Here is a 1,013-nt window from a genome sequence, read left to right on the forward strand (position 1 = left end):
TCTCTCCCGAGGCGTCAGGAATCGTACGCCTCGTTCACCGTCCTTTTCACGATGGTCTGTCTCGACCCTGAAATCATCCGGCAGCTTGTAAAACTCCGCATCCTGATGGAGAGGATGCGCTCAAAAAAAAAGCATCAGAGATCGAGCACGTTCAGCCCGGCTTTCGTATCGAAAACCCGGTTGAGCCGGCCCCTCACCCGCACCTTCCGTAGTGGAGCATAAAAAGCCCCATCCGCTCATCGGATGTGCAGGAGGAATCGCCCATGTGGGTGAACTCAGGGACGAGCACATCGTCGAGCAGCTCCTTCCACTGGCTCCGCAGCATGTGGTAGTCGCTCCTTTTCCCCCGTGGATCGGAGAGGATGGAGGCAACCTCGGTCATGAGGAACATGTCGATGCACTCGTTTGCCACTTCAACAGGCCCGTCGTGGGCATAGATACGGTCGAAGATCCGGCCGTAGGACTGGTATACGGCAAGGGCAAGGGCGGGCGCATACCGGTCGTGCGTGTCGTGGTCGGCGTCCATCTCGAAGAGGAGGAAGTGGTCGATCCGGGGTTTGAGCCGCTGCAGGTGGATGCGTTTCTCCTCCACCGGCATATGGTGGTAGGCAAGCGAGCTCATTGCGATGTCGTACTTGCGATCGATTTCGGCCGAACAGTCCTGGATCCTCCCGTGGGCGATGCGGATGGGAGTATCCGGAAACGCAGCCCGGACCGTCTTCTCGGCAAGGGATGTCATCGCGGGCGACGGGTCGATGAGCAGGACCTCTGCAATCTCCCGTATCTTCCCCGTCTGTATCAGGCCCGACAGGACATCTGCGGTCAATGCCCCGTTCCCGCAGCCGATGTCCATGAACCGGACCGGATCGGGAAACACCGGCAGGGAATCCGCCATGAGCCGGACGAACGCCGCCCGGGCTTCCTGCATCAGGGGCACGGTGGTGAAGTGGATGAACGGCCGGGGGTCGGCAAAGACCGCGGCCGGTTTTGCAAGCCCGCCGCCGTACCGGTGC

General features: G+C 60.8%; 1 protein-coding gene. It reads right to left on the reverse strand.

Annotated features, from left to right (window positions below; all coding sequences use genetic code 11):
- Positions 1–193: 193 nt before the first annotated feature.
- On the reverse strand, positions 194–1,013 hold an 820-nt coding region (locus CW742_RS15310; protein ID WP_292421908.1), incomplete at its 5' end, for a class I SAM-dependent methyltransferase.

Source organism: Methanoregula sp., assembly GCF_002835825.1.
GTDB lineage: Archaea > Halobacteriota > Methanomicrobia > Methanomicrobiales > Methanospirillaceae > Methanoregula.